Origin of the sequence: Microcoleus sp. A003_D6 (assembly GCF_036702825.1) — a bacterium.
Taxonomy (GTDB): Bacteria; Cyanobacteriota; Cyanobacteriia; order Cyanobacteriales; family Microcoleaceae; genus Microcoleus.
Map to the genome: position 1 here is coordinate 1 of NZ_JAUBWA010000255.1, position 3167 is coordinate 3167.

Below are 3167 nucleotides of genomic sequence, written 5' to 3' on the forward strand. Positions count from 1 at the left end.
AGCTTATAGTATCAAGGGATTCGCGAGTTCATTCATCTTTCTAAATGCTGTTTTCTTACTTTTTCAGCAAGCCCTATTTAGCTTGCTTCATGGCAGCTTGGATGTATTTAGTTAACATATTAAAGCAATCTCCTTTTGGGATTTTTAGCTGATGACGTTATGATAGAGTGCGATCGCACTTCTTGAACAATCTCGACCCAGACTCATGGGATGAAAAGCCGAGTCACACCCATATAAATATTAAGATCGAGTACAATTTCAACCAGACGAATTGCACAACGCTGCCGATATTCAGAGTCATTCAACAAGCGGTCAGCATCGCCAATAGTAATCACGGGTAATGATGTAGAAGTAATTTCCTCCCGCATCACTTGTTCCAGAGAGTTCTCGCCCTTCATACTCCGATTCGCTGTCAACAAAATCATCTGTTTGATTGAGCCAACCGCCAAACTACCCGATCGTCACTATCGATCGGCAGGCTCATTTCATCAAAGGTGATAAATCGAATGAGTACCCAATCTAGCCAGCCACTACTCACAATGCTACCTGAGAGAAGTACGGCGTGTCCTTTCAAATTATGATCGACTAAAAAATTCATGGCTGAGACTTAAGTTTTGCCTTGGCTGCTTGAAGTTTTGCTCGAATAGCTTCTTGACCAGGTTTTGGTGGTTGGGCAGCAATTCGAGCAATAAGATCGCGATTTTTTTCTTCATAATAAAGCCGCAGTTCTTCAGCTTCTTTAAGAACCATTTCATACTCAGCTTCAACAGTATCGCGATTTGCCTCAATGTAAGCTAAAGCTGCATTAATTTGTTCCTCAGTCAGGTCAAACAATCCCCTGATAAACTTAGGCGGATATTGAGCCGTCACATAGTCCATGATGTCGTAGATAGTGATGCGCGTACCTGCGATGGACAGTCCTCTTTCTGTACGGATAATCGCTGTTTGTTCGTTAGGTATGGTTGTCATTGTTATAGCCTCCTCGAAATGAGATAGATTTTCCTAGCTGCTTAAATCAAATTATCAATACTATTAGCAATGTTCGAGAGTCCGATCGCCCTTTCATGAAAAATCAAGCTTTTGAAATAACTCGGCAACCGCCAGAGTAAAGCCAGGGACGATATCTTCGCCATCCAGCGAGTCAGCAGACTTCAGCAGGCGATCGGGCTCCAGGGCCGATCGATACACCAAAACATACTGTTCTTTAGGATGAATCACCCAAACCAAACGCGATCCATTATCGAAATATTCCACAAGTTTGTTGTGAATTTCTTCGACTGTATTGCTAGGAGATAAAATTTCTACAGCCAGATCCGGCGCACCTTCTAGAAAGCCGTCGGGGAGCTCATCTAGCCCTTGCAGGCGTTCTTTTGCCATGAAAGAAACATCGGGCGATCGCTTATTTCCTGATTTCATCTTAAAAGCAGTGCTGGAATCGAAAATCGCGCCTAATTTTCGCGTTGATACGCAGTTAAATAAGGCAGCACTCAAAATAACGGCAACATAACCGTGTTTTGCACCAGAGTTTCCCATATCAATTAGTTCTCCATTTACAATTTCGTAGCGGTGTCCATCTCGGTTGAGTGCCATGAATTCGGCATCAGTCCAGATTTTTTGCTCCGGTGGGGTTTCAGCTTGATTTTCAGTTGGGTTTTCCGTGGGGTTTTGAACTAGAGTAACCATAGCTTTCTCCTAAACTTATATTTCTAGTTAAACAAAGTGTCGAAAAATGGCGAAAGTTCACCAAGGATTTTTATTCCGTCCGCTGCACCGCAGTATTTGACTGCTGACGCTGTGCAATCTCGATTAACATCCTCAATGCCTCATTCACTGCTGCATCATTAGGAAAAGCTTCGGCAATATCGGGGTCTAAAAGCACTAAGTTTGTCCCTGCACGATATCGCTCAACATACTTACCTTTAACACCTCCTTTCATCTGAGCAAAGTCATACTCAGCAAGTAAGTCGTCTTCCATTTCGTTCTCTTTATCCTTCTTCATAAAACTTCTGCTCCTGGCGGGTAGCTTTTCTGGCGCTAATGATTCGTACTTTTTCTCCTCGATCGGTGTGTGCAACAATTAAAAGTTGCTCATAAGCTGTTGTGCATTTAATTTGTATGTTGAGGGCGGGCAGGATGCCCACCCCACAAGAGTAAAAATTTATTTGACTATGCAATTTAAATGCGGATTAGCTTACCTAGATATGCCAATTATAACGTAGTGACTTTCTCCGATGGAATGCTGATAATCGGGAAAGGTTACAGATAGCGGGTCATTAAATACCGTTGCGGCTTCTGGAAACGAAACACCATGTTTCTCAAGGTTTAGTATTGCTTTGTCTGGATTCCATCAAATTCCATAAATAACAGCTTTTGTTTGTCAATTGCTAACCTCCGAGGGATGAGAAAGATCGATCGCCCTTAAAGACTAATCCGGCGGTAGACTTCAGCCATCGGAAGCTCTATATTCAAGCTGTGCAGGACGATCGCCCGATCGATCCCATCGTACACTTGCCACTGCCAGCGATCGTTACTTGGCCGATCGCAATTGTAATATTGCTCAATATATGGTTCCGTTTGACTCACCAGCAGATATTCACAAAAACTAGAAATAGAGCGATATTTTCTGAATTTTTCACCTCGATCGTAAGCTTCCGTAGAGGGCGAAAGAACTTCGACAATCAGTAAAGGATTGAGAATTTCATCCGTGCGATCGTCATTGAATTCTGGTTCGCCATTGACAACCATCAAATCAGTGTAGGTTCCGCACCGATGTTCGGGAATCCAAACCCGCAAATCGCTATTATACAAACGAAAATCGGTATCTCTCAGTAAAAATCCCAGGTAAATTAACAAGTTACAGGCGATCGCACTGTGGACTTCTGAACCTCCTGACATAGCAATAATTTCTCCGTTACAGTATTCGTGACGTTCTTCAGCGGTTTCCTCGATCGCCCGGTATTCATCTGGAGTGAAGCCAGTCGCTGTCGCATCTGAAACAAGATTTGGCGGGTTGGTTTGAGTAATAACCACGATCGCACCTCCTAAATAATTAGACCGTGAACGAACCTGACGGTCAACTGAGTACAGTTAGACAGCAGGCTTCTTTTTCCTTTTTTTCAAAGGCTTTTTTGAGTGACGGAGTTCCCCCGCCACTTTCGTAATTTAGA

General features: G+C 43.1%; 8 protein-coding genes. All 8 read right to left on the bottom strand.

Annotated elements, in window-relative coordinates; translation table 11 throughout:
* Window positions 1-203: 203 nt before the first annotated feature.
* The 8 genes from QUB70_RS32075 to QUB70_RS32105 all read right to left on the bottom strand — a co-directional run bounded on the left by QUB70_RS32075 (window position 204) and on the right by QUB70_RS32105 (window position 3030).
* On the bottom strand, window positions 204-398 hold the full coding sequence (locus QUB70_RS32075) for a hypothetical protein (protein WP_332985838.1): 195 nt from the start codon (window positions 396-398) through the stop codon (window positions 204-206).
* 23 nt (window positions 399-421) lie between these two features.
* A complete protein-coding gene (locus QUB70_RS32080) occupies window positions 422-598 on the bottom strand; it encodes a hypothetical protein (protein WP_332985839.1) in 177 nt (58 codons plus the stop codon).
* Complete coding sequence (locus QUB70_RS32085; protein ID WP_332985840.1) at window positions 595-969, bottom strand: DUF433 domain-containing protein; 375 nt, start codon at window positions 967-969, stop codon at window positions 595-597. The genes QUB70_RS32080 and QUB70_RS32085 overlap by 4 nt, the downstream gene beginning before the upstream one ends.
* 93 nt (window positions 970-1062) lie before the next feature.
* The gene (locus QUB70_RS32090; RefSeq protein WP_332985842.1) at window positions 1063-1683 is read right to left on the bottom strand and encodes a Uma2 family endonuclease; all 621 of its coding nucleotides are present in this window, start codon (window positions 1681-1683) and stop codon (window positions 1063-1065) included.
* Window positions 1684-1753: 70 nt separating this feature from the next.
* Entirely contained in the window at window positions 1754-1999 is a 246-nt protein-coding gene (locus QUB70_RS32095) for a hypothetical protein (RefSeq protein WP_332985843.1), read from the bottom strand.
* Window positions 1986-2141 carry a BrnT family toxin gene (locus QUB70_RS32840; RefSeq protein ID WP_442927862.1) on the bottom strand — a complete coding sequence of 52 codons (156 nt, stop codon included), beginning with the start codon at window positions 2139-2141 and terminating at the stop codon, window positions 1986-1988. Before QUB70_RS32840 ends, QUB70_RS32095 begins: the two co-directional genes overlap by 14 nt.
* A gap of 50 nt (window positions 2142-2191) precedes the next feature.
* Window positions 2192-2329 carry a BrnT family toxin gene (locus QUB70_RS32100; RefSeq protein ID WP_332985845.1) on the bottom strand — a complete coding sequence of 46 codons (138 nt, stop codon included), beginning with the start codon at window positions 2327-2329 and terminating at the stop codon, window positions 2192-2194.
* Window positions 2330-2418: 89 nt separating this feature from the next.
* Window positions 2419-3030 (bottom strand): Uma2 family endonuclease, encoded by a 612-nt coding sequence (locus QUB70_RS32105; RefSeq protein ID WP_332985844.1) that lies wholly within the window; start codon window positions 3028-3030, stop codon window positions 2419-2421.
* Window positions 3031-3167 lie beyond the last annotated feature (137 nt).